Source organism: Seleniivibrio woodruffii, from assembly GCF_029267515.1.
GTDB lineage: Bacteria > Chrysiogenota > Deferribacteres > Deferribacterales > Geovibrionaceae > Seleniivibrio > Seleniivibrio woodruffii_A.
This window is the reverse complement of record NZ_JAJUIS010000005.1, coordinates 168,552-194,427: the sequence shown is the minus strand read 5'-3', so window position 1 is coordinate 194,427 and position 25,876 is coordinate 168,552. Positions and strand designations below refer to the sequence as shown.

The window sequence follows — 25,876 nt, the reverse complement described above, 5'->3', positions numbered from 1 at the left end:
TCGCAGAGACGAATAATTGTCTTCGCGGGGAGCTTTAGCTACGACGCTATCTCTCAGACTATCTTTTTAAGAAGGTCGTCGCATCCGGCACACTCAACCCGTCTGGGCATTGTGGGCAGCGGAACGTCATATTTCGGTATTCTGGTGTTTCTGCTTTTAAGTCTTTCTATATAGTTTTCCGGCAGTCCTTTTTCAGCAGCTCCGGCAATCATGATGTCCATATAGGGCTTGGAGGCGAGCATTTCCACTCCGAGTATATTCTTACGGTACATAAGAGGGTAATATTCGTTTCCTGCGGCGTCTGTCACAACGACCGGATAGTGGAAATACTGCCCAGCCCCGTCAAGTCTCACATCCTGATATGCGTCCATCTCCTGTCCGTCGTATGACGACATTCTGTAGACCGCACCCCATACTTCCTCTTTTGCGTCGGGCACAAGAGTTTCCTGTGCGCCGTCCCATATGTGGGAATAGCCGAAGAAGGCGAGTCTGAAACCTGTCAGCTTTGCCGCCGCAACAAATTCCGGTGCAAAGCATCTGGTTTTTATGAATTTATCAAGCATATCAGCTCCATAGGCGAAATAGAGCCTATGGTCTCTGGAATAGTTATCAACCACAGCAGCCTCCTTTGCGTCTGCTTCCGCCGCCGCATGAGCTGAGCGGAACAGAAGGGGCGCATGATGAACAGGCGGACGCTCCGCCGTCTTTCGGCACCACGACCACCCTTATCCCGTTTTTACTGAGGGTTTTAGAGTGTATGGTGACGTTCAGTTTCTCTGCGTCGTTTTCCAGCCAGCGCGGAATGTGTTCACAGATTATCTCAAGGCTTTTATACCCTCCGCGCATCATGAACGGCAGAAGTATCTCCCTTGAGTTCAGCTTGGTGAACGTTTTAAGCGTTTCCACAAGATTTATGTGGAATTTGCCCGCACATTCGCTTCCCTGTAAGACCGGTTCCGGCGCAACCGCCATGGATTCAAGAAGCTCCCGTTCCTCTTCCGCGGCGACGTAGTCCAGAACGTCGTATACGTTCCCTTCGGATTTCCAAGTCTTTATACCCACGCTGTCGAGGATGGCGTTCATAACGCCCGTCATATCCTCTGCAATGAGGATGGAGCAGTTTTCAAACTGCGCCACAGTACCTTTTATAATGGACTGGAGATGTTCAAGGTCTTCCGCCCCGTTCACATCCATGTCGAAATAAGCTATTTCGTTCCAGTCCTGTTCATCCCTGTCATAGAGCTTAACGCTTCCTGCCTGTTTTAACCCCGTAATGATATTTTCGGAGTTCACATATGCCGCAAGACGCATAGACACCTCGTATTAAACGCCGTGTTTTTTACCCTTTATGGAATCGATGTCGATGCGGATTACGGCTGTTCCCGCAAGGTTGTTTTTCGGGTATTCGAATTTCTTGTCGGTGAAGAGAGCGACTATCATATCGAGCGCCTTTATCTTCTCCGCTTCGTCCTCAACAAAAACAGCGTTGCCCAGACCTATGACGGTTCTGTGTTTCGCTTCGAAATCGCACGCTTTGTCGCTTTCAACAAAGCCTGTGTCAACTGAAACGCTGAAACAGACGAGGCTGTTTTTTTTCATCATCTCTATTTTCGTGCCTGCCATGGCAGAGTGGAAATAGATTGCCACGCCGTCGTAGGCATAGAAAACAGGAACGGTGAACGGGACGTTATTGTCGGCAAGGGCAAGGTTCATCACCTGTCCTTTTTTAAGTATTTCTGCAATCTCCGCCATGTCGGTTATCTGGCGCTGTTTTCTTCTCATAGGTCCGTGGTTGGGGTGCATAGTTCTTTCTCCTGAGTATATTTAAAGAGCGGCATCCGAGGTGAAAAGGGATGCCGCGAAGCAAACCTTACCACATGGCGAGGATCCACTCTCTGTCTTTCTTATACTCCATATCGGTGAAAAGTACATTAGCCATCTCTTCCGCAAGCCATACCGCGCCGTTGTAGCCCACTTTGGGGTGGCGGTAATATCCGGCTCTGTCGTATACGGGGAAGCCCACTCTTACCATCGGAATGTTGTTGTCTATCGGGATGAAGCGTCCTTTTGAGTGACCAAGAATGAGGTCAACCTCAAGCCCCCTGTTTTTAATTCTGTCCTCAAGCTCCCAGAGGTCGGCGTTTGTGATTACCTCCATGTCAAATTCCGCGTGTTCTTTAATGGCGAGCAGGCGCGGATCCTTGGCATAATTCGGGTTCTCGTCGCCTATCAGCAGAAGAACGGGTTTCATGGAGAGGTCGAGGCAGAACTCCGCAAGACCGATGGCAAGATCCGGATGTCCGTATATTGCCACTTTTTTGTCGGCGAAGAACATGTGTGCGAGATCCTGAAGCGCATCCACAGCTTTTCCGCGTTCGCGCACCAGCGCTTCGGGGATGGGTTTTCCGGTGAGCTTTGAAATGTTTTTAAGGAATGTGTCCGTGTTTCTTATGCCGATAGGCGTCGGACCTATTATCGTGGGTATTTCAAACTTATCGCGTAGGTATTCCGCCGCTTTTCCGCCTTCGTATTTGTTCAGTGCTATGGTGCCGATAGCGTTTGCGGTACCCTGCATATCTTCAATTGTTGTATTGCCGTGGGAGACAGCGCTCTTGTCGGGCATAAGGGGAGAGTCGAAATTCTCTATCTCGAAAAGGACGGTGGCATCCACATCCATCATCTTCAGCAGGTGTTTCAGCTCCTTCACATCGCCGGGGTCAACCCAGCCTGTGATGAGGTTCAGCTTGCCGTTGCACTCTTCTGTCTTTGTTGCGAAATGCTTAACAAAGGCTGTCACGGCAGCGTCATAGCCGGAAGTCTGGGAACCCTTGAAGCTGGGCGTATGTACGGGGATGAGATGAACTTCTCTGTCCGCGTATTTTGTTGCCAGAAGACCTTTTTTCAGTTTTCTGACAACGCCTTCAACGTCGTCACCAATGATCTCTGTTGAGCAGGTGGTGATGATGGGCACTACCTTGACATGGGGATAGCGCTCAAGAAGAACGTCAACAGCGCCTTCGACACGGTGTACCGCGCCGAGAACCGCAGCGTCTTCGTGGAGTGATGAGGATGCGATGTCAAAGTTTTCGTTGAGGTGCTGTGAAAACAGCAGACGGACGAACATAACGCAGCCCTGACCGCCGTGGACGATTGCCGTACAGTCCTCTATACCTATGCTGGCGTATTGCGCGCCTGCCGGCTGGCATGTGACCATAGGGTTTATGATTCCGGCACGTTCTTTACTTTTTACTTCACATGACATAATTAGCTCCTAATTACTGATGAGATTGCCGCGTCGTTGCACTCCTCGCAATGACACCTGTCTTTGCGAGCTGATGAAATCAGCGAAGCAATCTCACCGATTCAGTACAGTTTTACCGTAAGTTCTTCGTTCAGCGAGCCGTGGATGGTCACATAGTCGATGCGCTCTTTCAGACCGTCCATCATCACTGCGATGTCCTCTTTGTTCATCTCATTTACCCAGGGGAATTTGGTTTTAAAACCGTCCACAAGGCATTTTGCATCCACCCAGTAGCATTTCAGCTCCGGTGTGCTGAGATCCGGCTCTTCGCCCAGAAGCATCGTTTTTGTAATGCCGAGAATGCCGTTGTTCTGGTTTTCCCTGTCCCACGCTCTTGAGTGGAACTGCCAGAGGCATCTCTGCATTATATAGTTTTCAAGAATGGCTATTCTCTCTTTCATTTCCATATCGTTCTCCTCAAACAGCCGCATCAGCTTTAGGTTCGGGCGCAGGGAAGTCATATTCTTTGCCTCTGAGATGCGTAACGATGTCCATCTTGCCTGTGTACATATTCTCGGTGTGCAGTTCTTCTCTCGGCACGCCGGGATCTGAAAGCATAGTGCGGGTCATGAAACCTTTGCCAGTTTCAAAGTCGTCCTTGCTTATGTCTATGGCGGCAAGGTTCATGACAGGGGAATAGATGGCGTTGTAAAGGTCGCGCGCGAGCCTCACCCAGCCTTCGAAACCTTTGTAGGGTCCGTTGTGATAGGCGTGGATGTTCAGATAGGGGATGCGTATCTTTTTTGCAACTTCGCCGGGTCTCATTCCGGTGAGGATGCAGTCGGGTTTCAGCATCTCCATAGCCTCAAGAGCTTCAAGCTCGTTGGGGTCATCGATTGCCAGTGCGCCTTCGGAGCATCTTGCGATACCTTTTTCAAAGTCGCCCTGATGTCCGAATTTTGAATAGACTGAAACGACCTTAACGCCCATTTCCTCTTCGATAACGTGTGCCCAGTGCCAAAGTTTTGAACCGCCGGGCCAGAGGCATATCTTTTTACCTTTAAGGCGTTTTGCGTACCAGTCCAGTTCAGGTTTCCATCTGGCAACCTCTTCATCTATGATGGCTTTTGCTTTTTCAACGCAGTCGTCGCCGAAGAACATTGCCACCTTCATGAGCGATTCCGCGAGAAGGTCAAACCCGAAACCGTCAATATCAAGACGTGGTGTGCCGTAGCGGGTGCGCAGTTCGTTGCAGATATATTCAGCGGAGCGTGCGCACTCCAGAACGTTCAGGTCGGCTCTGTGCATCGCACGCAGATCGTCGTATGAACCGTTTCCCGTGAACATTGAGATTACCTGTATGCCCATCCTGTTGAAATAGTCGGTCATTATCTCGCAGTCGCCCTGAATGTTGTAATCGCCGACGTAGTTGATGGTGTATTTGCTCTTTATCTCCGGTTCAACCGTGCCGACCTTGTTGTTTATCCATGCGATGTTGATTTTGTGGTGACCGCCTGTCTGGCTTGTGCCGCCGAAACCGGGGGCGTTGCAGACAAAGATGTCAACACCGGGACGTTCTTTCATGATCTGTTTCGCGATGGCGTCCATGTCGTCGCCTATCAGTGCGGAGGCGCATGTCTGATACAGCGTCATCCGGTTGATTTCGGGAAAGGCGTCGAAGGCTTCGTGGATGTTCTGTTTCAGCATCTTTTCCGCGCCGAAGACAACGTGTTTCTCTTTCATATCGGTGGCAAAGGTGTATTTAAGCTGGAAGTTGTCGTTGTCGCTGATATACCTTTTTGTCTGCCATGTGTCGTATGTGCAGCCCATGGGTCCGTGGCTCATGTGGATAACGTCCTTCATGGGTGTTCCGATAACGTGTTTGGCGCCGCAGTATGCGCAGCCTCTCTCTGTGATGGTGCCGGGAACGGTGTTCAGGTTGCCCAGCGGAAGGGCGGAAGTTATGTCTTCGCCCGGTCCTTTTATAACTGCGTGCTTCTCTCTGTCGGGCAGCATTTCGCTGCATTTAAACGTATGATAGGGCATTTTCAACCTCCCTTAGTCGATGAGACCGTATTTTGCCACCATCAACTCAAGTTCGTTCATGGGCAGCGGAGTGGGTATTACGAACATTTCGTTTTCGATGATCTTTTTGGCGAGTGCGGCGTATTCTTTTGCCTGATTGCACTCTGCGTCGAACTCAACCACTGATTTTTTGTTGAATTCCGCTTTCTGAACCATGTTGTCTCTGGGTACGAAGTGGATCATCTGTGTGCCGAGTGCTGTTGTGAACTCCTGCATAAGCTCAAGCTCGCCGTCAACTTTACGGCTGTTGCATATGATGCCGCCGAGACGAACGCCTGACTGTTCTGCGTATTTAAGAAGACCTTTAGCAATGTTGTTCGCAGCGTAGATAGCCATCATCTCGCCGGAGCAGACGATATATACCTCTTCGGCCTTGCCGTCTCTGATGGGCATTGCGAAACCGCCGCACACAACGTCACCCAGAACGTCGAAGTATACGAAATCAAGGTCGTCGGTGTATGCGCCGAGTTCTTCCATAAGGTCAATAGCGGTGATAACGCCTCTGCCTGCACAGCCAACGCCGGGTTCGGGACCGCCGGACTCAACACAGCGGATACCTTGAAATCCTGATCTTACAACGTTATCAACAGTGATTTTGTCTTCGCCTATGTCGCGCAGAAGATCCATAAGTGTGTCCTGAGGCATACCGCCGAGGATAAGTCTTGTGGAATCCGCTTTGGGGTCGCATCCGTGGATGAAAACCTTTTTACCGTAGAAATGTGCCATAGCCGCAGCTGTGTTCTGCTGAGTTGTGGATTTACCGATCCCGCCTTTTCCGTAGAATGCAATTTTTCTGCTCATTGCCGTCTCCTTTGATTTTTTACCGATTTGTAATTTGTCTTCGGCTTTATGTCTTACGCAGCTATTAAAAGCACTATCCGTGCCATTTATGTCATTGAAAACAGGAGTGTTTTCATCCGCAATAACGCTTTTGTGCTGTGTGGCAATGAGTTGAAAAAATAACAAAATTGTAATGTTTGTTACAAATCAGACGGACATCGAAGTGTTTTATTGTAATATTTATTTCATTTCCGTACATTCCCGTGTTTTTGTGTACGAAAATGTACAAAATCAGAAGTTAAGGAGAAACGCCTCTATCAATGGTGCCGCAAGTACGTTCACAGCGCCCACAAGCACCATTATAAGCCCTGAAACAGCTCCTATCTCGCTGCTGATGCTGTGTGCCTTTGCCGTGCCGACTGCGTGTGCGCCCATACCGAACAGGCTGCCCTTGGCTATGGCAGACTGAAGCGGTAGGGATTTCAGCAGGATTTCGCCCAGGGTCGCGCCGAACAGTCCGGTGATTATCACAAAAACGGCGGTCAGCCCCTGCGTTCCGCCTATTTCGCCTGAAACTATCAGGGCAAAAGGCGTACTGAGGGAGCGGGGGAGCAGACTGAGCCTCAACTGATCATTCAGTCCGAAAAGCTCCGCCAGAAACCAGCTTGAGACCATCGCAGTGATACTGCCGACGATCACTCCGCCTGCAAGGAGGAACCAGTGCTTTCTTATAAGTGCCCTCTGTTCATATATAGGTATTGCAAAGGCAACTGTTGCAGGTGCCAGCATGGTTATCATCCAGCGTGTGCCGCTGATGTATTCCTTATATGAAACGTGGAAAACAAGGGCAATGGTTATAAGCAGAATGGGAGCGGTCAACAATGGCGAAGACCACCATGCGGGGAATTTTCTGCCGAACAGCTTTCCTGCATAATAAAGCCCTATGGTCAGGGCAGACCAGAGTATGATATTGATGATATACATTTTTACTGCCTCCTGCCTATATATCTGTAGCAAACGTCTACAAAAACAGCCGTTGCCGTCATAACCACCGCCGTGCTCAGAAGTATCACCGCGAAGATTTTAAGCCCCAGTATTCCGAACAGCTCAGGATGGTCGAGGACAACAAGTACAGCAGGCACAAAGAACAGGAGCATTTCGCCAAGAAACCAGCGCGCGCCGAGCCTCACGCTGTGCACGCTCATCTGTTTCGTAGTCAGAAGCGCCACTATCAGAAACAATCCGGCTATACTGCCGGGGATATTTACACCGACAGCTTTCACTGCCGCATCGCCTGTCAGCCAGAAGAGCATTATAAGACCTATCTGGGTGAAAACGTTTGTATGGCAGTGCTTCCTGAATATCACAGAACCAGTTCTCAGCATGTTTTTACCTCATGATTTTCTCTATCCTTGAAATATAGGCTTGCAAGTATTATTCGTAAAATGAATTATAAGAATATAATTAAGTCGTAAAAGGAATAAATATGGAGCTAAGGAATATACGGGCTTTTGTGGAGGTTGTGCGTCAGGACGGTTTTTCGAACGCGGCGAAGACCGTTTATGCAACCCAGTCAACAGTCAGCAAGGCTGTAAAACAGCTTGAGGATGAGCTTGGGGTTCTTCTTCTGGACAGGATAGGGCATGGCGTGCGGCTTACGCAGGCTGGTGAGCTGGTTTTCAGGCGGGGTGTCGCCATGCTGGAGCAGGGAACGCAAATTTTTGCAGAACTTGAAGAACTGCGCGGGCTTGAGCGGGGCACACTGCGCATGGGCTTTCCGCTTTTGGGCAGTAATACGCTTTTTGCGGACATATTCGCAGTGTTCCGTCAGAAGTATCCGAACGTAGAAATACAAATGGTGGAGTTTGGCGGTAAACGGCTTGAAGAGATGCTTCTGGCGGGCGAGCTTGACCTTGCGGCGTCGCTTCTGCCTGTGGACGGTAATGAACTGGAGTGGCAGCAGGTTCGCAGCGAGCCTATGGATCTGCTGATTGCGGAGGATCATCCCCTTTCAGAGAGGGAAAGGGTAAGTTTCAGCGATTTAAAAGAGTATCCTTTCATACTGTATGCGCAGGGTTTTGCCCTGAACCCTATGATAATGGATGCCTGCAAGAGTCGCGGGTTTACGCCTGTTGCGGCGGCGCAGTCCAGCCAGATAGAGTTCATCATAGGGCTTGTGGCAGCGAAACTAGGCATCGCTCTTCTGCCACGGATGATTGCGGAGCAGCACCAACACCCGAAAACAAAGCTGATACCTGTGGACAGTCCCGCTATTTTCTGGGAGATGTCGCTTATGTGGCGCAGAGGCGCGTATATGCCCCCTGCCGCGCGTGCATGGCTGGAACTGACGAAAAAGCGCTGGGGCTGAAAAGACAGTCTCTTTCAGGCTATTTATTATCCGCCGCCGAGTAGAAATGCGGTGCCCATAGGTCTAATAATCTCTGTGTAAAATTATTTTAATCACAGGGATATCTATAATGAACACAGAAAAAACCGAACCTAAGCGGGGGCTTTGGGCTATTATGACCCCCGTTATGGGCGAAATCCGTTTCGCTGTTTTCCTTGGCGGGTTCGCTTCCGCAGTCTCAATAATCTCATTGGTGCTGATAGCCTTCTGCGTGGCGGCTCTGGCAGGCGAAAAACCGTTCGGCGGACAGCTCATGTCCGTTCAGACAGGCGTGATACTTTTGGTGGCCACAACCGTGACTGCTTATATGTCCAGAAGCATAGGTTTCCGCACATCACATCTTGGTGCGTTCCGGCTTGAGGAGATACTCAGAACTGAGATTTCCGCCCATCTTTCACGGGTTCCGCTGGGATATATCATCAGCAGCGGTTCCGGCGCTCTTAAAAAAGTCATGCTGGACGACGTTAAAAATCTCCATGCGTTCGTGGCGGACACTACGCCCTTCATCGGCAGAAGCACCACGGCTCCGATTGTTTCCATGATAGTTATGTTTATCATAGACTGGCGGCTGGCTCTTGTTTCCATGTCGGTTCTCGTCGCAGGCGGCGCGCTTCTGTTCATGGTCATGCGGGATTCGGTGGAACTTCGAAAACAGTATGACAAAAGTCAGGAGAGCGTTAACGCCGCAGTAATAGAATACGTTCAGGCTATGCCCGTGGTGCGGATATTCGACGATGGAACAAGTTCTTTCCGCAGATTCAGCGAGGCGCTGGAAAACTACCGCAAAGTGCTGAAAAGGTGGATAGGGGTTACGGGGGTTCCGGCAAAGCTGGGAATGATGATTTTAAGCCCCTTGCCGACAATTCTTGCGGTTTCAGCCGCCGGTATATGGTTTATGAGCAGAGGCTCGCTGGATATGTTCAGCTTCATAGCGTCGATTCTTCTTAGCACTGGTATGTCCGATGCCATGATGCCGCTGATGTGGATATCTAACTTTGTCAAAAAATCTCAGGCAAGTGCTCTGCGTATTCAGGATATACTGAACATTCCCGCCCTTGGGGAACCTGAAACTCCCAAAATACCTCTGGATGCGTCTGTGGAGTTTGAAAACGTTTCGTTCCGCTATGAGAACAGAGAGTCTTACGCCCTTAAAGATGTGAGCTTCAAAGTTCCGGCGGGTACGGTTACTGCACTTGTGGGACCCTCAGGTGCCGGAAAAAGTACGGTGGCGAAGCTGATACCGAGATTCTGGGACGTTGAAAAGGGCAGTATAAAGGTCGGCGGCGCGGATATCAGAGAGATGTCAACCGAAGTGCTTATGAAAACCGTTTCGTTCGTATTTCAGGACACGTTCCTTTTCAACGACACGCTTAAAGAGAACATAAGGATGGCGAACGTCAGCGCAACGGACGAGGATATCATAAATGCGGCTAAGTCCGCGCAGATACACGATTTTATCATGTCGCTCCCGCAGGGCTACGAAACCATGGCGGGAGACCGTGGCGTGCGTCTCTCCGGCGGACAGAAACAGCGCATCACCATTGCGCGGGCGATTCTGCACAATTCGCCCATAGTCGTTCTGGATGAGGCTACGGCGTTTGCCGACCCTGAGAACGAGGAGGAGATAATCAAGGCTCTGGCAATGCTTATGAAGAACAAAACGGTCATAGTCATTGCACACAGACTTTCAAGCATAAAAGATGCAGACCAGATAGTTGTTTTCGACGGCGGAGAGGCTGTTGAAAAAGGGCGGCACGACGACCTCGTTAAGCTCGGCGGCGTATATGCGCGCCTCTGGCACAGTTATGAAAATGCGCAGGCATGGGATCTGCACAGAAACGGAGGGAACAATGCAGACCAATGACAGATTTCTCACAGTTTACGAAACATATAAAGAGGCACAGGAGATATGCGGCGCACAGGCTCCGGCATACCGCAGAAGTGTCCGGCTTTTCATCATAGCGTTCATTGCACAGGGGCTTTCCTTCGTCTGTTTCCTGCCTCTGATGTATAACCTGTTCTCAGAAAATGCGGATGTCTCAAAGGCGTGGTTCTGGTTGGGACTCATGACACTCTGTATGGGTGTGGAGGTTGTGTGCCGCTGGTTTGCTCATAATTTTGACTATTCGGGAACTATTGTCGAGGTTACGCACAGTCTCAGAACCAAACTCGGCGCGAAGCTGCGCTTCATGTCGCTGGAAAAGCTGTATAAATACCGCACAGGCGACCTGAACGCCGTTTTTTCAGCGAACGTTGACGAATCTGTCATGCACATCGGCGTTGTTGGCTCCCTTCTGATACAGATAATTCTGGTACCGTTACTGGTTATCATCGCCGCGTTCGTTGTTGACTGGCGGCTCGGGCTTGCCATGGTAATCATAATGCCGCTCGGTATCCCCCTTTACAAATGGCGCAGACGGGCAAACCGCGAGGAAAAATACGAGACCGTTCAGGCACATTCCGACGTTGAAGCGGATATAATCGAATATACGCAGGGGCTTACCGTGCTGCGTGCCGTTAACCAGACGGGTGCGAAATCCGCGAGACTTCAGACGTCGGTGAAGAAACTGAGAAGAGTTCAGTCAGAGGGACTTATGAAAGGTTCCGTGCCTGCAATGCTTATAACATCGCTGGTGGAGCTTGGACTGCTGGCTGTGCTGATACTCGGCGGGTTCTTTGTCCGCGACGGAAGTCTCCACGTCTATATTCTGGCGGGGCTTCTGATCGCTCTGGCGCGCTTCGCGGAACCTATCGCTCTTTATATCAATGTAACCACCGTTTTCGATACTGTTCAGTCGGCGTTTGAAAGGATACGCACTGTGCTGGGTGCGAAGGAACTGGAAGTGTCTCAGCCTCAAAAAAGCCCCCACGGCTTCGATATAGAGTTTGACGGCGTGACCTTCACATACGACGGAGAGGAACAGACCGCACTTCATAACGTTTCCTTCAGAATACCTTACCGCTCGCTTGTCGCCATTGTAGGTCCGTCGGGTTCGGGTAAAACCACGATAACCAAGCTGATGATGAGATATGCGGATCCGCAGACGGGTACGGTAAGGCTGGGCGGCGCAGACATACGCAATATGGAGCAGACCGCCCTGATGAAAAACATATCGGTAGTTTTTCAGGATATATACCTGTTTGACGACACCATCATAAACAACATCCGCATGGGCAGACCCGAAGCCTCCGACGAAGAGGTCAGGCGTGCAGCGGATGCTGCATACTGTCATGAGTTCATTAACAGGCTGCCGGAAGGGTATTATACCCGTGTGGGCGACATAGGCGGCAGTCTTTCCGGCGGAGAACGCCAGCGGATAAGCATTGCCCGCGCTATTCTGAAGAACGCCCCTGTGGTCATCCTTGACGAACCCACCGCAGCTCTGGACACCGAGAGCGAAGAGGCTGTTCAGAAGGCGGTGGACGTTCTCGTGCGCAACAGAACGGTCATAGTCATTGCCCACAGGCTTTCTACAATCAAGGCTGCCGACACCATTTTTGTGGTTGACGGCGGAGGGATAGTTGAGCAGGGCACACACGCACAGCTTATGGAAAAAGGCGGAAGATACGCCGGTATGTGGAATGCACAGCAGAGAGCTAAAAACTGGAATCTGGCTTCGGGGGAGGGGATGAATGTCTGACGAAAGAGTAACATTAAAAAGCCTTCTGCTCATAGGTTCGCTTTATTTGACGCAGTATATGGGGTTCAGCTTCTTTCTTGAGGCTCTGGTTGCGATAATGCGGAAAAACGGCGCAACTCTTCAATCTATAAGCGCCATATATCTGCTTGGCGTGTTCTGGCTGCTGAAATTTCTCTGGGCTCCGGTCATAGACAGGTTTTCACCTGTCAGAAGATGGAAATACAAGGGCTGGCTTATGATGTTCCAGATCGCTATGGCGGTTGTTTTCATTGCCACAGCCATGCTTAACGTTATTGATGATATGAAAATGATAATAGTTATGGGTATGCTGATGGGTTTCTTTTCGTCAACACAGGATGTTGTTGCCGATGCAATGGTCTACAGACTTTTAAGCACAAAAGAAAGGAGTATCGGAAATTCGGTTAAGACCGCCGGAACAATGCTGGGCTGGATGCTTGGAAGCGGTGTAGGACTTATAGTATATTCACGCGTCGGCTGGCAAAGCTGTCTGTATATCCTTGCCGGAGTGATGCTTTTGTCGTTTGTGCAGATATTGTTCTTCAAGGAACCGTATTTTCCCCCTCACAAGACTGCTGAAGTCAGCTACTGGAGATATTTTATACAGTTCTGGCGCAGTGGGAAAAGGTTGAACTGGCTTGTGATACTGATAATTTTTCCTATGGGGTACACAGCCGTACATGCTCTTATGACTCCTGTTCTTGTGGACAGCGGGATAAGGCTGGATGTGATAGGTTTTATTGTGAATTTCATGGGGACAGCAATCGGAGCATTGTCGGCTTTCATGGCGGGTTCCCTGCTGAAAAGATTCGGGAAAAAAACTATTCTGGTGGGGTTTGCCGCTATGCACGCGCTTGTGGCTCTGCTTCTTTTCATACCGGTTACTTTACATGGAAATACCGCTCTGTCTGCATTTTGCGTATTTATGATAATGGGTGCCGCAGGACCGGCAGCGGCGATTTTTTATACGATCATGATGGAATATGTTTCAAACGAAAGACCGGCCACGGATTTTGCGATGCAGCACAGCATATATCTTTTCATAAGTTTCTTTTCCGGCTCTGTCGCGACTGCGTGTGCAGGCAGGTATGGCTACGGCACGGTTCTGGTTTCACTGTCGGGATTATCGCTGATTGCAGCTTTTGCGTCGGCGTTGCTCTACAGACCAGCTGTTAAGAGTGTTCCTGTGCCTGAGTTTTCAACCGCTGAATCGTAAGGAGGTTCAAAATGCAGAAGAATGTTGTTAAACCGCTGATTTTTATAAACGTACTTTGTGTCGCAGCTATGATGTCGTTTCTCGCAGTGGTGGGACCCATCGTACGCGAACTTCACCTCATGGAATGGCACGCAGGTGTTTCCGTTGCCCTTGCGGGAGTGCTTTGGATACTCACAGCAAGGTTCTGGGGCAGAAAAAGCGACTTCAAAGGCAGAAAACCCGTTCTCCTGTTGGGTATATCAGGCTTCGCAGTCTCTTATCTGCTCCTTTCCCTGTTTATAAGTTTTGCGGTTAAGAATCCGCCCGCAGTGATAGTTTCTGTGCTCCTGCTTGTGGGCACGCGCGGTCTGATAGGCGCTTTTTACTCGGCGATTCCTCCTGTTTCGGCGGCACTGATAGCCGACAACACTTCACCGGAGAACAGGGCTTCCATGATGGCGGTTCTCGGCGCGTCCAACGGCATCGGGATGATTATAGGTCCCGCACTGGGGGGGGCTCTGGCTGTTTTCGGGCTTGCGGTGCCGCTTTATGCCGCAGCTTTTATGCCAGCGCTGGCAGCTCTTGTCGTGTATTTCCTTCTGAAAAGGGACAGACCGGAACATATCGAAAAGGCAGAACCGCTGAAAATTACCGATAAACGACTGCGTCTGCCCATGGCTGCGGCGTTCCTCACCATGTACAGCGTCGTTACATCTCAGGTCTGTCTGGGGTTCTATGTTATAGACAGACTGGGGCTTGATATGACCTCAAGCGCGAAAGTTACGGGCTTTGCGCTTTCCTGTATAGGTTTCGCTTTTATAGCCGTTCAGATTGTCGTTTCAAAAGTGCGCGGGATGACCCCTAAGAACTGGCTGAAAGCCGGAGCCGTCATATCCTCTATAGGTTTTCTTGCAGTGTCTATGCTCGCTGTGACGAAAGTGAGCCTGATAATAGGTTTTTGTGTTGCCACTGTGGGGTTGGGGATGATATTTCCTGCGTTTCAGGCACTCGCCGCAAATGCAGTTTCAAAGGCGGAGCAGGGCGCTGCTGCCGGAACGGTATCAGCAGCACAGGGTATAGGCATCATCGCCGGACCACTTCTCAGCACGCTCTTTTACGGTATAGACCCTTCATTGCCGTTTTACGCTGCTGTGGCTGCGTTCGTTCTTCTTACGCTGTATTCATGGAAAAGCCGCGAAGTTGTGTACCTCGATGAGCTGACTGCGGAGAATTAACCATCAATGAAAAAAAAGCCTGCGGTTTGCGCCGCAGGCTCTGTTCGTAAAGGTTTACTTTCAGAATCTGTAGTTTACTTCCATTCCCACCGTTCTGGGTTCGCCCATATAGTTGTATGACATATTTGCGCCGCCGTCGCGCATCCATGTGAAATATTCCTTGTCGGTCAGGTTTCTGACATAAAGGTAAACTTCGTATCCCTTAGCAGACTCATAGCCCGCTTTTACATTAAGTATCTCATACGAATCCTCTATTTTATCCGTATTGCTCTTGGTGAAATAGGTTTTTCCAGTATGTTTTATGTCGAATATACCGACAAGACCTGACGAATGTCTGTATGTAACGCCCGCCGTACCAGTGAATTTAGGGGCGCCTATCATATATTTATCGTCGTAATCGACTCCGCTTACATAAAAGTCATCGTATTTTGCTTCCATAAGCCCTGCCGTTGCGAAAATGTCCAGCCCTTTTGCAAGACGTGCGGCAAAGTCGGCTTCGACACCTGTAACGTGTGCCTTTCCGGCGTTTTTCACAGAGAATATAGTTGACATATATTCAGCCTCAAGCACCTGCAGGTCGTCGTAATCCGTATGGAAAACGTTGGCGTTGAGCATTACTCTGTTATTGAAAAGTTTTGACTTAACACCGACTTCATAGTTCATGGATTTAGTTTCGTTGAAATCCGCAAACTCTTTTGCCGCCGTGGTATAGTTAAATCCGCCGGGGGTATAGCCCTGGGACACCAGCGCATAAAAGTTCAGTTTCTGCGACGGGGAATAGGTCAGAGAAACCTTGCCGAGAGCAGAAGACCAGTCTTTTTCCGCAGAATATCTGTCGTCGGAAAGAACCGCGCCGTCCTGTGACATCACAAGCCTGTAGTCCATTTCTCTGTGAGTTGTTTCATACCTTCCGCCGAGCGTCAGCGCCAGAACATCGGAGAACAGAGGCAGGGTTGCTTCCGCAAAAACCGCCTTAGTGTCGGAGTCGGTCTCCGGACGCCAGTCATAGCTATAAACAGTTGCCGTATAATCGTATATACTGGACATGTTGTTCACGTCCATTTTGTTTCTGTCATAGTACAGACCGCCCAGCCATTTGATTGTGCTTTTGTCGGTCGAACTGAATCTCAGTTCCTGTGTGAAGGTGGGCATTTCAAAATCCTGTCTTCCCATGGTATAGGCGCCCTGCTGATAGCCCATTAGAACCGTTTCGTCACTGTCAACTTTCTTATAGGATGTGATTGACTGTATTTTCATGCTGTCCAGAGCAAAATCCATGTTGAGCAGCAGAATGTCTGTGACGGATTTTGTATCTGCATATTCGGAATCGGCAAAACCACTGTAGATATCGTATGTGTGGCTGTCGGAGAAGACCACGGGAGGGTTGCCGCCTGTTGCGTTGTTATGTGCGTATTTCAGGCTGATGTCCGTTTTCTGTGTAGGTGTGGCGCGCAGTTTCAGCGCATAGTGATATTTTTCAGTTTCGTCCACATGTTCTTTTGCACCTGGTGTTTTGTCGTCAAGATATCCATCGGTTTTCGCATATCCGCCGGACAGTCCGAAGTAAAATCTGTCTTTCTGAATGGGACCTGACACGGCGAAGGAAGCCTTGTAGGTGTTTCTTTCCTCCGCGGTGAAACCTATTTTTCCGGTGAGGTTGTTGTCAGGTTTTTTTGTCACGACGTTAATGGCGCCGCTCATGGCGTTCTTGCCGTACAGTGTTCCCTGCGGTCCTCGAAGAACTTCAATCCGCTCAACGTCCTCGAAAGTAAAGTTATATCCGAAGTTGCTGTCGCTGGGCAGTCCGTCCACATTAAGCACCATCGGGCTTGTGGCAAGAAAGTCATTTGATGTGAGTCCTCTGGAAACAACCCACGTCTGGTTTATACCCCAGTTGGTGTCGAGAGAGATGTTCGGAAGATATCTTCCGACGTCCGACATATTCCTCAGTCCTGCATCCTGAACAAAAGTTTCGGTCATTACGTTCATCGGAACGGGTACCTTCTGTGCGTCTTCTGCTCTTTTTTCCGCCGTAACGGTTATCGTTTCAAGCTCTAAATCATCTGCAAAGCAAACGCTTGAAAACAGCGCCAAAATTGATATGGCACAAATAATACGGAAATGCCTCATAATTCTAACCTCCTAAATTTTCGGCACCATTACGGTACTTTTTTACGGAGGTTTTCTCTGCTCCCATGCGGATGCAAAGTTGCTCTAAACGGAGTATCTTATTCGGCTTCGGGTTATGTCGCTTTTAACGTGGAACAGCATCTGACCCGGCGTTACGTTGAAGTGCTTCTTGAATGCCTTTATGAAATGGCTGACGTTTGTGTAGCCGACAGTCCACGCTATATCGCTGACGGAATATTCCCCTGTTTCAAGCATCATCTTCGCTTTTGCCATGCGTTCTGTTTGGATGAAACCGTAGACCGTAACGCCGAAAACTTCTTTGAACCCTGCTTTGAGTTTGAAATCGTTTATGCCTGAAAGTTTCGCAAGCTCACTTATTGTGGGCGGCTCGTCGAGATGCTCCGCGATATACCCGCAAAGGTCGCGTATCTTGCCAACCTCGCCGGGCTGGAGTACCGATTTTCTGGAACTGTCGGAACCGGTCAGAAAAAATTCGGAGAAGACGTGATTGATAAGCTCAAAAACTTTCGATTTGATGAAAAGCTCCCTTTTCGGTGAGGAGATGGTGCATCCCAACATCGATCTTGCCGCGCCAAGCATCATTGGTGTAGCGGGTGTGCTTATTTCGTAGAATCTGTCATTGTCCTCGAAATAATCCTTCATGTCGTGGCGTACAAGGTGCATCTCGTCTCTGAAGTGCACCTTTGCAAAGTTGCGGTCAAATGCGATGCTGACCGCCTGTGTAGGCTTTCCCTTTTTTTTGGAGGTTCTGCCGGAAGTATTGTTGGATTTGGAAATTATGAGTGAATTGGATTTTTTTGTATCCATTCCGAATTCACTTCCGTTTTTATAGAAAACGGAGTGAAGGTCTGATTCCAGCGTTATGCCGAAACCTATGGGACATTCGTCAACGACGTATTCCATAACCAGTTCTACGTCCGCCGGAATGTCAATAAGATAAACGTACAGACCGCTCTGAATATGCAGTTGTTCGACGTATTTGCTAAGTCCGAACATCCTGAAAGCGTGGTCGCTGACAGGTATTGTGTCGTAGCTGCCCGCTTTGTTTCTCAGTTTGAAAACAGCAACGTCTTTTTCCGTGACAATGCCCATAACGGGGAAAGTCTCCTGCATTTCACAACCTCCCGCAAGACGGTAATAATTTACATGCAATTATCATACTATAGCATGATATGTGTCAAGAGAATAATGATATTGACTATCAAAATCACTTTGTACTATAATCGGCTATTCACGGAGGCTTCTATGTCATGTTCATCTTGCAGTGTTGTTATGGATATACGGGGACAGAGTTTCAGACATGTGCCTGATATTCCTGAGCCGATACTGATGCACGAAAATCTCGGTCAGTACATTGAAACGGTGTATGTCCAGCCGGGAGTGATACTTTATATCCTGCGCATCCCTGCCGACAACACTGTTGATATCAGTTTCGACGTGCGCGGCGGGCTTGTCACCTTCGAGTGCTGGCTGAAAGGTGAACTGGAATACAGATATGAAACCGGAGATGGCAGTACAGGATTCGACCACGCCCTGCACGGGTACATCATGGCGGGGTCTGCCGGCATCGAAAAGGGATTTGTGCACAAACCCGCCAGCGTCGCCGTTGAAATGGTTAAGCTGTCTTTCGAACCTTCCGTTTTTGAAACGATACTGGAAAGAGTTTACGGGGTTAAAATTCAGGAAGCGCCGGATATATTTTCACTGATCACCGACAGCCGCAACAGGTTCGCGAGACTGCCTCTGACGGCAGCGGTTGAAGCGGCGGCGAAGAGTATCGCCGAATGCAGACATGTGCCGCCACTGCGCAGTCCGGTCATAGCAAACCTTGCGAACGGTCTGCTCTACTCAATCTTTTCCGACCTGCTCCTTAAAAGGGGTGCAGGTTCTTTCGGGGTTCAGCCGGGCGACCTTGAAAAGTTCTACGACATCAAAGGTATGATAGATTCCAATCTTTTCGAGCCGCTCTCCCATTGCCAGATAGCCAGAAAAGCCGGCATCAACGAGTTTAAATTGAAAAACGGCTTTAAAGAGATATTCGGAACCACTGTGAACGGATATATGACCGAACAGAGGATGCTGAAAGCCAGAAAGATGCTGGAATCAGGCTCCGTCAGTGTAAGCGAGGCTGCATGGGAAATCGGATATACCAATGTAAGTCATTTTATTTCGGTTTTCCGCAGGCATTATGGCGTTACACCGGGTAAATTTCTTATGGATATAAAGCTGAAACTGGGAAGCCAGTGCGCCACTCCTTCCGTTTAGCATTATTTCTGCTCCCTTTGCAGGTAGAATCCGCAGGGTTCGTGAATGTATCCTGCTCTATTGAACAAAGGGAGGTTTTTAATGAGCAGATTATTATTAGCGGCGCTGCTGCTGTTCGCCGTTTCTGCGGCGGCGGAAGAGGTGGTTTTAAACCCCATTGAGGTCACCGCCAACAAGATGTCGCAGGACGTTCAGTCGGTTCCGGCGGGCATCACGGTTTTTACGGATCAGGACACGGCTGACAAGGGTATATCCCAGACTAAGGATATCTTTGAACGCACTCCGAACATGTATCTCACAAAAATGGGTCCCCTCGGCTATGAGAACATGGCTTCGGTTCGGGGTATCACGTCTTTTATGACAGGCAGCCCTGTTCTCAGTTTCTATGTTGACGACGTTTACTATCCGGGTTTCGACATAAACCTGCTTGACGTTGAACGGATAGAGGTGCTGCGGGGTCCGCAGGGCACCATTTACGGCAGAAACTCCGAAGCGGGTGTTATCAATATCATCACAAAACAGCCCGAAAACGAATGGAGCGGAACGTTTGGCGCTTCATACGGAAGCTATGACACATACGATGCGAATTTCAGCGGCAACGGTGCGCTGATAAAGGATAGGCTGTATGTACGCACAGCACTGAAATACACCTCCACCGACGGTTATTTCGAGAACGTTGCCGACGGCTCGGATGACGTTGACAAGGCGACCGCTTTTGACGGCAAGCTCGCCTTCACCCTTGTCCCGAACAGCTCATGGAACATATCGCTGAAAGCGGACGGGCAGAAGTACGACAGCAATTATGCCGAGTTCAGCACTTTTGACAAGGTAAAGGACGGCGACTTCGAGGTTGATGTCAACCAGCCGGGCAGTGTTGAGCGGGACGCATACGGACTGTCGCTGAAAGCCGACTATGAAAAGGGCGGCGGCAAATTCACATCCATAACCAATTTCAGAAATGAGGAATACGATTCTCTGAACGACCTCGACTTCACATCATATGATATGATGGAGCTTTCCACCTATAAAAAGACCGATTCGTTCAGTCAGGAATTCAGGTATGTGTCAGGCGGCACTGCATCTCCTATCAGATTTACATCCGGTCTGTATTTCTATAAAGAGAAAGAGGAGCAAAAGGTCGGATTCGACATGATAGCCTACAGCGTTCTGTCTATGAGGTACGGCGACACGGACACCACCGGAGCCGCTGTTTACGGTCAGGCTGACTATACCGTTGGTAAATTAGTTCTGACGGCAGGTCTTCGCTATGAAAACACGCAGAAGGACTTCGACTACCGATGGGCTGGCGGAAACATGATCGGCTACACCGACACGGACGGTTCCACCGACAGATCGTTTGATGCTGTTCTGCCAAAAGCGTCCGTAACGTATAACTTCACGGATAATTTCAGAGCGTTTGTAAGTGCGTCGAGAGGTTTCAGAAGCGGCGGGTTCAACCTGAACTCGGACGTGGGCAGAGCGTATGATTCTGAGTTCACATGGAACTATGAAGCCGGGGTTAAAGCGGAACTGCTGAACAGGAAGATGATGCTCAGTGCATCAGTTTTCCGCATCGACTGGACGGACATGCAGGTTGAGATACCCTCATATCCCGACTTTGTGATTGAAAACGCGGCGGAGGCGAGAAGCAAAGGTTTTGAGGCGGAAGTAAGATATCTTCCCGTCGGCTGGGCGGAAATATACGCCGGAGCTGGTTTTGTAAATGCGGAATTTGAAGACTACGAAACGTCGGCAGCGGACTATTCCGGCAACAAGGTTCCAAACGTACCGGAGAACACTTACAACGTCGGAACGACTTTGCGCTTTCTGAACAACTGGTTCGTGAATGCGGAAATGACCGCAGCGGGCAAGATAGAGTATGACGCTGAGAACTCAATGCACCAGAACTCTTATCAGGTTGCAAATGCAAGAATCGGCTATGAAACCGAGAAGTTCGACGTATATCTCTGGGCGAAAAACATCTTTGACGAGGCATATGCCACAAGAGCGTTTGAGATGAGCGGCGAGTGGTACGCCAGAGCGGGCGATCCGCGCACAATAGGCGTTAATATGAACTACAGATTCTGATTTATAACAGGCAGCCGTATTTAATGCGGCTGCCTTCTTTGTGCGATAGAATAAAACTATAGATAAATAAACTCCGTTATGTCTTCGCTGTCTGCCTTAATCTGACAAATTATAACATGTAAATTATTAGTATATTTCAGTCATATGTTATAAATACCTACCATTAATGGTTGTGGATAAACATTAAATTATTTTGTATTTGTCACTTTTTCAACCTTCTTATGCCTAATGCCCCCAGTCTGTAATAGGGAAATATAATATAAAATTCTTGACAAATGGTTGAAATATATATTACTAAAAAACAGAATAGTTGCTTAACACAAGTATTTTTGAACGTATGCTGATTTTGATTTAATACACATAATATTATTTGTTTTTTATTGGTAATCCAACTTTCAGAGGACTTCTATGTCTAACTTATTGTCTGTTGACCCTGTCAGCCGCATTGAAGGACACATGAGTGTCAGCACTGTTGTTGATGGAGGCAGGGTCTCAAAAGTGCGCATCGCCGGAAATATGTACCGCGGGCTTGAAAGGCTACTTTTAAACCGCCATCCCGTTGATTCCGCCCGCATTGCACAGCGTGTTTGCGGGGTATGTCACGAGGTTCACGGTATCTCCTCCATAACCGCTCTGGAGCAGATATACAGAGTTGTGCCGCCCCACAACGGTCAGGTTCTCAGGGACATGATACTTGGGCTGCACATCGTCACCGACCACCTTCTCCATTTCTACAATCTCTGTTCCCCCGACTATATAGACTACACAGCCGCCGCCGGGTACACCGGCAACGACGCGGAGATGAGAAACATATCCGACTGGATAGGTTCTTCCGGCACCAAATTTGTCATAAACAAAACCCCAGGAGATTATGTGCGCGACAAAGGCACGGCGAGACGCTTTGCCCTGCACTATTTTCAGACGCTGAAGATACGCGCCGAAGCGGCTTCCGGTCTGGCTCTCATCGGCGGAAAAGTGCCCTTTATTCATGCGCTTCTGCCGGGCGGAATCACAACGGAGATAACCACCGACACACTTATGAAATATTACCGGGTGCTCAGCGATACTGCGGCGTTTGTTAACGAGGCTTTCATCCCTGACGTGATGGAGCTTGCGGAGCGGTACCCTGAATATTTCAGAATAGGCGGGGCATACGACACCTTTTATGCTCATGATTCACTTAAAAGCAAAAAGGGATATCTCTTCACCTCCGGCGTAATCGTCAGCGGCGAAAAGAGAGCCTTTGACTATAAGATGGTTAAGGAGTTCCTGAACTCCTCATATTACAATCCGGACGGCAGCCCCAACGAATCGGCAAAGGGTGCTTACAGTTGGATAAAGGCTCCGCGCTATAACGGTTTTCCCCTTGAAACGGGACCTCTGGCGCGGGCTGCGGTGTCCAACGATTCAGGATTCAGACAGCTTCTTGCGAGATTCGGTCAGAACTCCATCCGCTCGTCAGTGATGGGCAGGCTTCTGGCGCGGGCTTACGAATCGCGCAAAATATGCAACTATCTGTTCGAGCGTTCTGAGGATTTCGTCCTGGGCAAGCCCACTATCGCCCACGTTGACCTGCAAAAGAAGCTGACGGGTGAGGGCATAGGCTTCTCGCTGGCGGCGCGCGGCGCGCTCATCCACCACATAAAGGCATACGACGGCAGAGTGACCGAATATAAAATGATAGTTCCGTCAACATGGAACTTCGGTCCCACGGCAGCAGGAAAGCATGGTGTGGCGGAGAAGGCGGTTCTTGGAACTCCGGTGCGCTTCGGCGGCGACAGCGGTTCCATAGAGGTCGGCAGGGTCATAAGAAGTTTCGATCCCTGCACCGCCTGTTCGGTTCATTGAGGTGGAAACATGCTGACAAGAAGAGATTTCATCAAAAGATGCAGAGATATATCGGTGGCGGTAATCGGCGCGGAGGTTTTTGCGGCGGATATAGCCGAGGGGTTCATGAGAATTGCCGCTTCGAAGCGCCCGCAGATAGTGTTTGTTCAGGGGCAGAGCTGCACAGGCTGTTCCGTCTCCATGACATACGGCAACGAGACCGATTTCATAGATTTTGTTACTCGGCTGGTGAGAGTGCAGGTGCATCCTAACCTGTCTTTCAGTCAGGGGCATGGGTACATTCAGCAGCTTGAGGAGGTCACATCCGCAGGCGGACACGTCCTTGTCCTTGAAGGAAGCATCCCGCAGCGTATGAAAAAAGCCTGCCTGCTGGGAGAGGAACCACTCTACGAAGCGTTGAAAAAGCACATTCAGAAGGCTTATGCTGTTGTTGCCTGCGGAACCTGCGCGGTTTCCGGCGGGATACCTGCTTCCGGCAGGAACGAGACCGGAGCAATAGATATTGAGCAGTATATGCGTAAGCAGGGTATCAGCAAGCCGCTGATAAAAATTCCCGGCTGTCCGGCGCACCCCGACAGGCTCATGGGTACGGTCGCCTATATCCTCGGCAGCGGAAAAATGCCGCCAATGAAAGACGGCGTACCTCAGCAGTATTTCGGCAACCTCATTCATAACAACTGCGGTCGCTTTCAGTATTTTTCACAGGATATCTACCTGAAGGATTTTGATGCGGATAAACACTCGTGTCTGCTGAAAAAAGGGTGCCGCGGTACCATAACGAAGTCCGACTGCCCAACAAGGCGCTGGAACGGAGGCGTGAGCGTATGCGTTGAAAGCAACGCTCCCTGCGTCGGCTGTACCCACAACGGATGGCCCTTCAAAGAGAATATCTATTACGAATCGCGGAATATCGAAGATCTTCCGTGGAACGACTTTAAAAAGAACGTGCTTGGGGGTGGCAGAAAATGATGAACATTGACAGAAAATACCGTTTATCTCTCAAACACAAGATGGCTATCGCCACGGTGATCATCATAGCGTTCACCATATTCGGTACAATCATCTTTGAAAGCATAAAGCTCAGGATGGTTGAGAAATCGCTCAACCGGTACATGAATTACCTTAAAGACATGATATATATGTCCACCTTCGACGCACTGAAAAAGGGCAACATGATGACCTTTAACAGTCTTATCGAGGAGATAGGAAAATATGAGGACGTAACGGAGTTTTCCCTTATAAAGCCCGACGGCACAATCACCTATTCATCGCAGGATAAGCGCGTGAACACCAAAGTTGACGCGTACATACTCACAGATAAAGAGGACATGCACCCTGAAGGGGACAATAACGTATACCTGTTTCCGGTTAAAACAATAGGATACTGTATGCGCTGCCACACTGAATGGCAGGAAGGGTCTGTAAACTCATATTATTACGTGAAGCTCAGCCGCAAATCCCTGAATAACGTTCAGAGTATGTCGCTGATATCGGATATATTCGTCATAATCAGCGGCTGTCTGATGATTTACATCATATATTTCCTTGTTTCAAAACTGGTGATACGCAACGTCGGAAGATTGCAGGACACTATAGTTCAGGCGGCTGAGAACCTTGACCTTAGCCTGGAATCGGACATTAAAACCAACGACGAGATGGGCGAGATATCGGACAGATACAATAAATTCATGCAGACCATAGGAACGGACATACTTCATACTTTCAGGTCTATTTCAAATATGATGGAACAGGTGTTACCGCTGACCCTCACCAGTATGCAGATTAAACAGATGAATACAGAGACTATGAGGCTTGCCGGCGAGGTTGCCGCGGCAAGCGAAGAGATAAGCACAACCGTTCGGGATTCAGCAGAGAATATAAGTGATTCGTCCGTAAAGGCGGAGCAGACCCTTGAGATGTCCAGAAAAGGGCTGGATGTAATGCAGGAAACCACTGCCATATCCAATGAGGTTGGCGGTATCGTTAAACTTCTGGCTGGTGAGATGGGAGAACTTCTGGAGTCGTCCCGTGAGGTGGGCGAGATAGTGAAGGTAATCACAGATATAACGGAACAGACGAACCTGCTGGCACTTAACGCAGCCATTGAGGCGGCGCGCGCAGGAGATGCCGGACGCGGTTTCGCAGTTGTTGCGGACGAGGTGCGTAAACTGGCGGAGAAGACCAACGAATCCGCTTCGAATATATCTTCTGTGGTCAAATCCATGCAGCTTAAAGTGCAGAACGCAGTAGATAATGCCGAGACTGTTACGAATAAAGTCGGTGTACAGCTTGAAAAGGTTAACGACGCAAACAGCATGTTCGGCACGATACAAAGCTCTGTGGACGATCTCAGCGCGAACATCACCCATATCGCATCCTCCGTTCAGCAGCAGTCCGCCGCCATGACCCAGATTGCGGCGAACATTGAGGAGGTGGCAAGGATGAGCGACGTGAACTCAGGCAGTATAGAATCAATGGTCAGCGGTGTTGACACCGTTGTCGGGCTTCTGGACGAATCGGAGAAAGAGCTTAAAAAGTTTACTCTCAGCTCCTCCGTTCTGCCTGTTATCCATGCGAAGGTCAGCCACGTCCTTATGACCAAGAACATATACCACGGCGCAATGTATAAGCGTCCGATAATCATAGACAGTCACGAGAACTGCGCGTTTACTGACTTTTACAGAGGGCGCGGATATGAGATGTTCGGCAGCGATCCTGACTACAGAGAGATTGAAACCGTCCACCGCAGTCTACATGACATGGCAGAGAGGATACGGGGAAAGATAGCCAGAGGCGAAGCGGTTGACGGCGAGCTTTCGGAGCTTCAGGCGGAGACGGAGAAGATAGTTTCTCTGATGAACGGCGTGATAGAAAGATTTATGTAAAGATAAGAGGGCAATCGGCAGAAGCGGTTGCCTTTTT

General features: G+C 49.4%; 21 protein-coding genes. 10 read left to right on the top strand and 11 right to left on the bottom strand.

Annotation, left to right across the window (positions count from 1 at the left end; translation table 11 throughout):
- Window positions 1-53: 53 nt before the first annotated feature.
- From Q7P67_RS07350 to Q7P67_RS07310, 9 genes are all read right to left on the bottom strand, one after another.
- A complete protein-coding gene (locus tag Q7P67_RS07350) occupies window positions 54-617 on the bottom strand; it encodes a gamma-glutamylcyclotransferase family protein (RefSeq protein ID WP_303851314.1) in 564 nt (187 codons plus the stop codon).
- Window positions 610-1,311: a Fe-only nitrogenase accessory protein AnfO gene (gene anfO, locus Q7P67_RS07345; protein WP_303851313.1), complete on the bottom strand. Its 702-nt coding sequence runs from the start codon at window positions 1,309-1,311 to the stop codon at window positions 610-612. Before anfO ends, Q7P67_RS07350 begins: the two co-directional genes overlap by 8 nt.
- 12 nt (window positions 1,312-1,323) lie before the next feature.
- Window positions 1,324-1,803 carry a pyridoxamine 5'-phosphate oxidase family protein gene (locus Q7P67_RS07340; protein ID WP_303851312.1) on the bottom strand — a complete coding sequence of 160 codons (480 nt, stop codon included), beginning with the start codon at window positions 1,801-1,803 and terminating at the stop codon, window positions 1,324-1,326.
- 67 nt (window positions 1,804-1,870) lie between these two features.
- Window positions 1,871-3,262, bottom strand: coding sequence for a Fe-only nitrogenase subunit beta (gene anfK, locus Q7P67_RS07335; RefSeq protein WP_303851311.1), 1,392 nt, complete (start codon window positions 3,260-3,262; stop codon window positions 1,871-1,873).
- Window positions 3,263-3,363: 101 nt separating this feature from the next.
- A complete protein-coding gene (gene anfG / locus Q7P67_RS07330) occupies window positions 3,364-3,708 on the bottom strand; it encodes a Fe-only nitrogenase subunit delta (protein ID WP_303851310.1) in 345 nt (114 codons plus the stop codon).
- A gap of 10 nt (window positions 3,709-3,718) precedes the next feature.
- Window positions 3,719-5,287, bottom strand: coding sequence for a nitrogenase iron-iron protein, alpha chain (gene anfD / locus Q7P67_RS07325; protein ID WP_303851309.1), 1,569 nt, complete (start codon window positions 5,285-5,287; stop codon window positions 3,719-3,721).
- Between the two features lie 12 nt (window positions 5,288-5,299).
- The gene (nifH, locus tag Q7P67_RS07320) at window positions 5,300-6,127 is read right to left on the bottom strand and encodes a nitrogenase iron protein (RefSeq protein ID WP_303851308.1); all 828 of its coding nucleotides are present in this window, start codon (window positions 6,125-6,127) and stop codon (window positions 5,300-5,302) included.
- A gap of 270 nt (window positions 6,128-6,397) precedes the next feature.
- A complete protein-coding gene (locus tag Q7P67_RS07315; RefSeq protein WP_303851307.1) occupies window positions 6,398-7,090 on the bottom strand; it encodes an LrgB family protein in 693 nt (230 codons plus the stop codon).
- Between the two features lie 2 nt (window positions 7,091-7,092).
- Window positions 7,093-7,491, bottom strand: coding sequence for a CidA/LrgA family protein (locus Q7P67_RS07310; RefSeq protein WP_303851306.1), 399 nt, complete (start codon window positions 7,489-7,491; stop codon window positions 7,093-7,095).
- Between the two features lie 101 nt (window positions 7,492-7,592).
- Here Q7P67_RS07310 and Q7P67_RS07305 point away from each other — a divergent pair, with 101 nt between their 5' ends.
- From Q7P67_RS07305 to Q7P67_RS07285, 5 genes are all read left to right on the top strand, one after another.
- Window positions 7,593-8,474 (top strand): LysR family transcriptional regulator, encoded by an 882-nt coding sequence (locus tag Q7P67_RS07305; protein ID WP_303851305.1) that lies wholly within the window; start codon window positions 7,593-7,595, stop codon window positions 8,472-8,474.
- A 109-nt stretch (window positions 8,475-8,583) separates the two neighbouring features.
- Window positions 8,584-10,377 (top strand): ABC transporter ATP-binding protein, encoded by a 1,794-nt coding sequence (locus Q7P67_RS07300; RefSeq protein WP_303851304.1) that lies wholly within the window; start codon window positions 8,584-8,586, stop codon window positions 10,375-10,377.
- Window positions 10,364-12,154, top strand: coding sequence for an ABC transporter ATP-binding protein (locus tag Q7P67_RS07295; protein WP_303851303.1), 1,791 nt, complete (start codon window positions 10,364-10,366; stop codon window positions 12,152-12,154). The genes Q7P67_RS07300 and Q7P67_RS07295 overlap by 14 nt, the downstream gene beginning before the upstream one ends.
- On the top strand, window positions 12,147-13,388 hold the full coding sequence (locus Q7P67_RS07290; RefSeq protein ID WP_303851302.1) for an MFS transporter: 1,242 nt from the start codon (window positions 12,147-12,149) through the stop codon (window positions 13,386-13,388). Before Q7P67_RS07295 ends, Q7P67_RS07290 begins: the two co-directional genes overlap by 8 nt.
- Window positions 13,389-13,399: 11 nt before the next feature.
- Window positions 13,400-14,602: an MFS transporter gene (locus tag Q7P67_RS07285; RefSeq protein WP_303851301.1), complete on the top strand. Its 1,203-nt coding sequence runs from the start codon at window positions 13,400-13,402 to the stop codon at window positions 14,600-14,602.
- Window positions 14,603-14,662: 60 nt separating this feature from the next.
- Here Q7P67_RS07285 and Q7P67_RS07280 read toward each other — a convergent pair whose 3' ends face one another.
- Together Q7P67_RS07280 and Q7P67_RS07275 are read right to left on the bottom strand one after the other, a co-directional pair.
- Window positions 14,663-16,732, bottom strand: a complete 2,070-nt coding sequence (locus Q7P67_RS07280; protein ID WP_303851300.1) for a TonB-dependent receptor — start codon at window positions 16,730-16,732, stop codon at window positions 14,663-14,665.
- Window positions 16,733-16,816: 84 nt separating this feature from the next.
- Window positions 16,817-17,866 (bottom strand): helix-turn-helix transcriptional regulator, encoded by a 1,050-nt coding sequence (locus Q7P67_RS07275; RefSeq protein ID WP_303851299.1) that lies wholly within the window; start codon window positions 17,864-17,866, stop codon window positions 16,817-16,819.
- 132 nt (window positions 17,867-17,998) lie between these two features.
- On the opposite strand from Q7P67_RS07275, the gene Q7P67_RS07270 reads away from it, so the two are divergent.
- The 5 genes from Q7P67_RS07270 to Q7P67_RS07250 all read left to right on the top strand — a co-directional run bounded on the left by Q7P67_RS07270 (window position 17,999) and on the right by Q7P67_RS07250 (window position 25,839).
- Window positions 17,999-19,018 (top strand): AraC family transcriptional regulator, encoded by a 1,020-nt coding sequence (locus Q7P67_RS07270; protein WP_303851298.1) that lies wholly within the window; start codon window positions 17,999-18,001, stop codon window positions 19,016-19,018.
- Between the two features lie 81 nt (window positions 19,019-19,099).
- Entirely contained in the window at window positions 19,100-21,106 is a 2,007-nt protein-coding gene (locus tag Q7P67_RS07265) for a TonB-dependent receptor (RefSeq protein ID WP_303851297.1), read from the top strand.
- A gap of 408 nt (window positions 21,107-21,514) precedes the next feature.
- The gene (locus tag Q7P67_RS07260; RefSeq protein ID WP_303851296.1) at window positions 21,515-22,954 is read left to right on the top strand and encodes a nickel-dependent hydrogenase large subunit; all 1,440 of its coding nucleotides are present in this window, start codon (window positions 21,515-21,517) and stop codon (window positions 22,952-22,954) included.
- A gap of 9 nt (window positions 22,955-22,963) precedes the next feature.
- Window positions 22,964-23,923 carry a hydrogenase small subunit gene (locus Q7P67_RS07255; RefSeq protein WP_303851295.1) on the top strand — a complete coding sequence of 320 codons (960 nt, stop codon included), beginning with the start codon at window positions 22,964-22,966 and terminating at the stop codon, window positions 23,921-23,923.
- Window positions 23,920-25,839, top strand: coding sequence for a methyl-accepting chemotaxis protein (locus tag Q7P67_RS07250; protein ID WP_303851294.1), 1,920 nt, complete (start codon window positions 23,920-23,922; stop codon window positions 25,837-25,839). Before Q7P67_RS07255 ends, Q7P67_RS07250 begins: the two co-directional genes overlap by 4 nt.
- The last annotated feature ends 37 nt before the right edge of the window (window positions 25,840-25,876 follow it).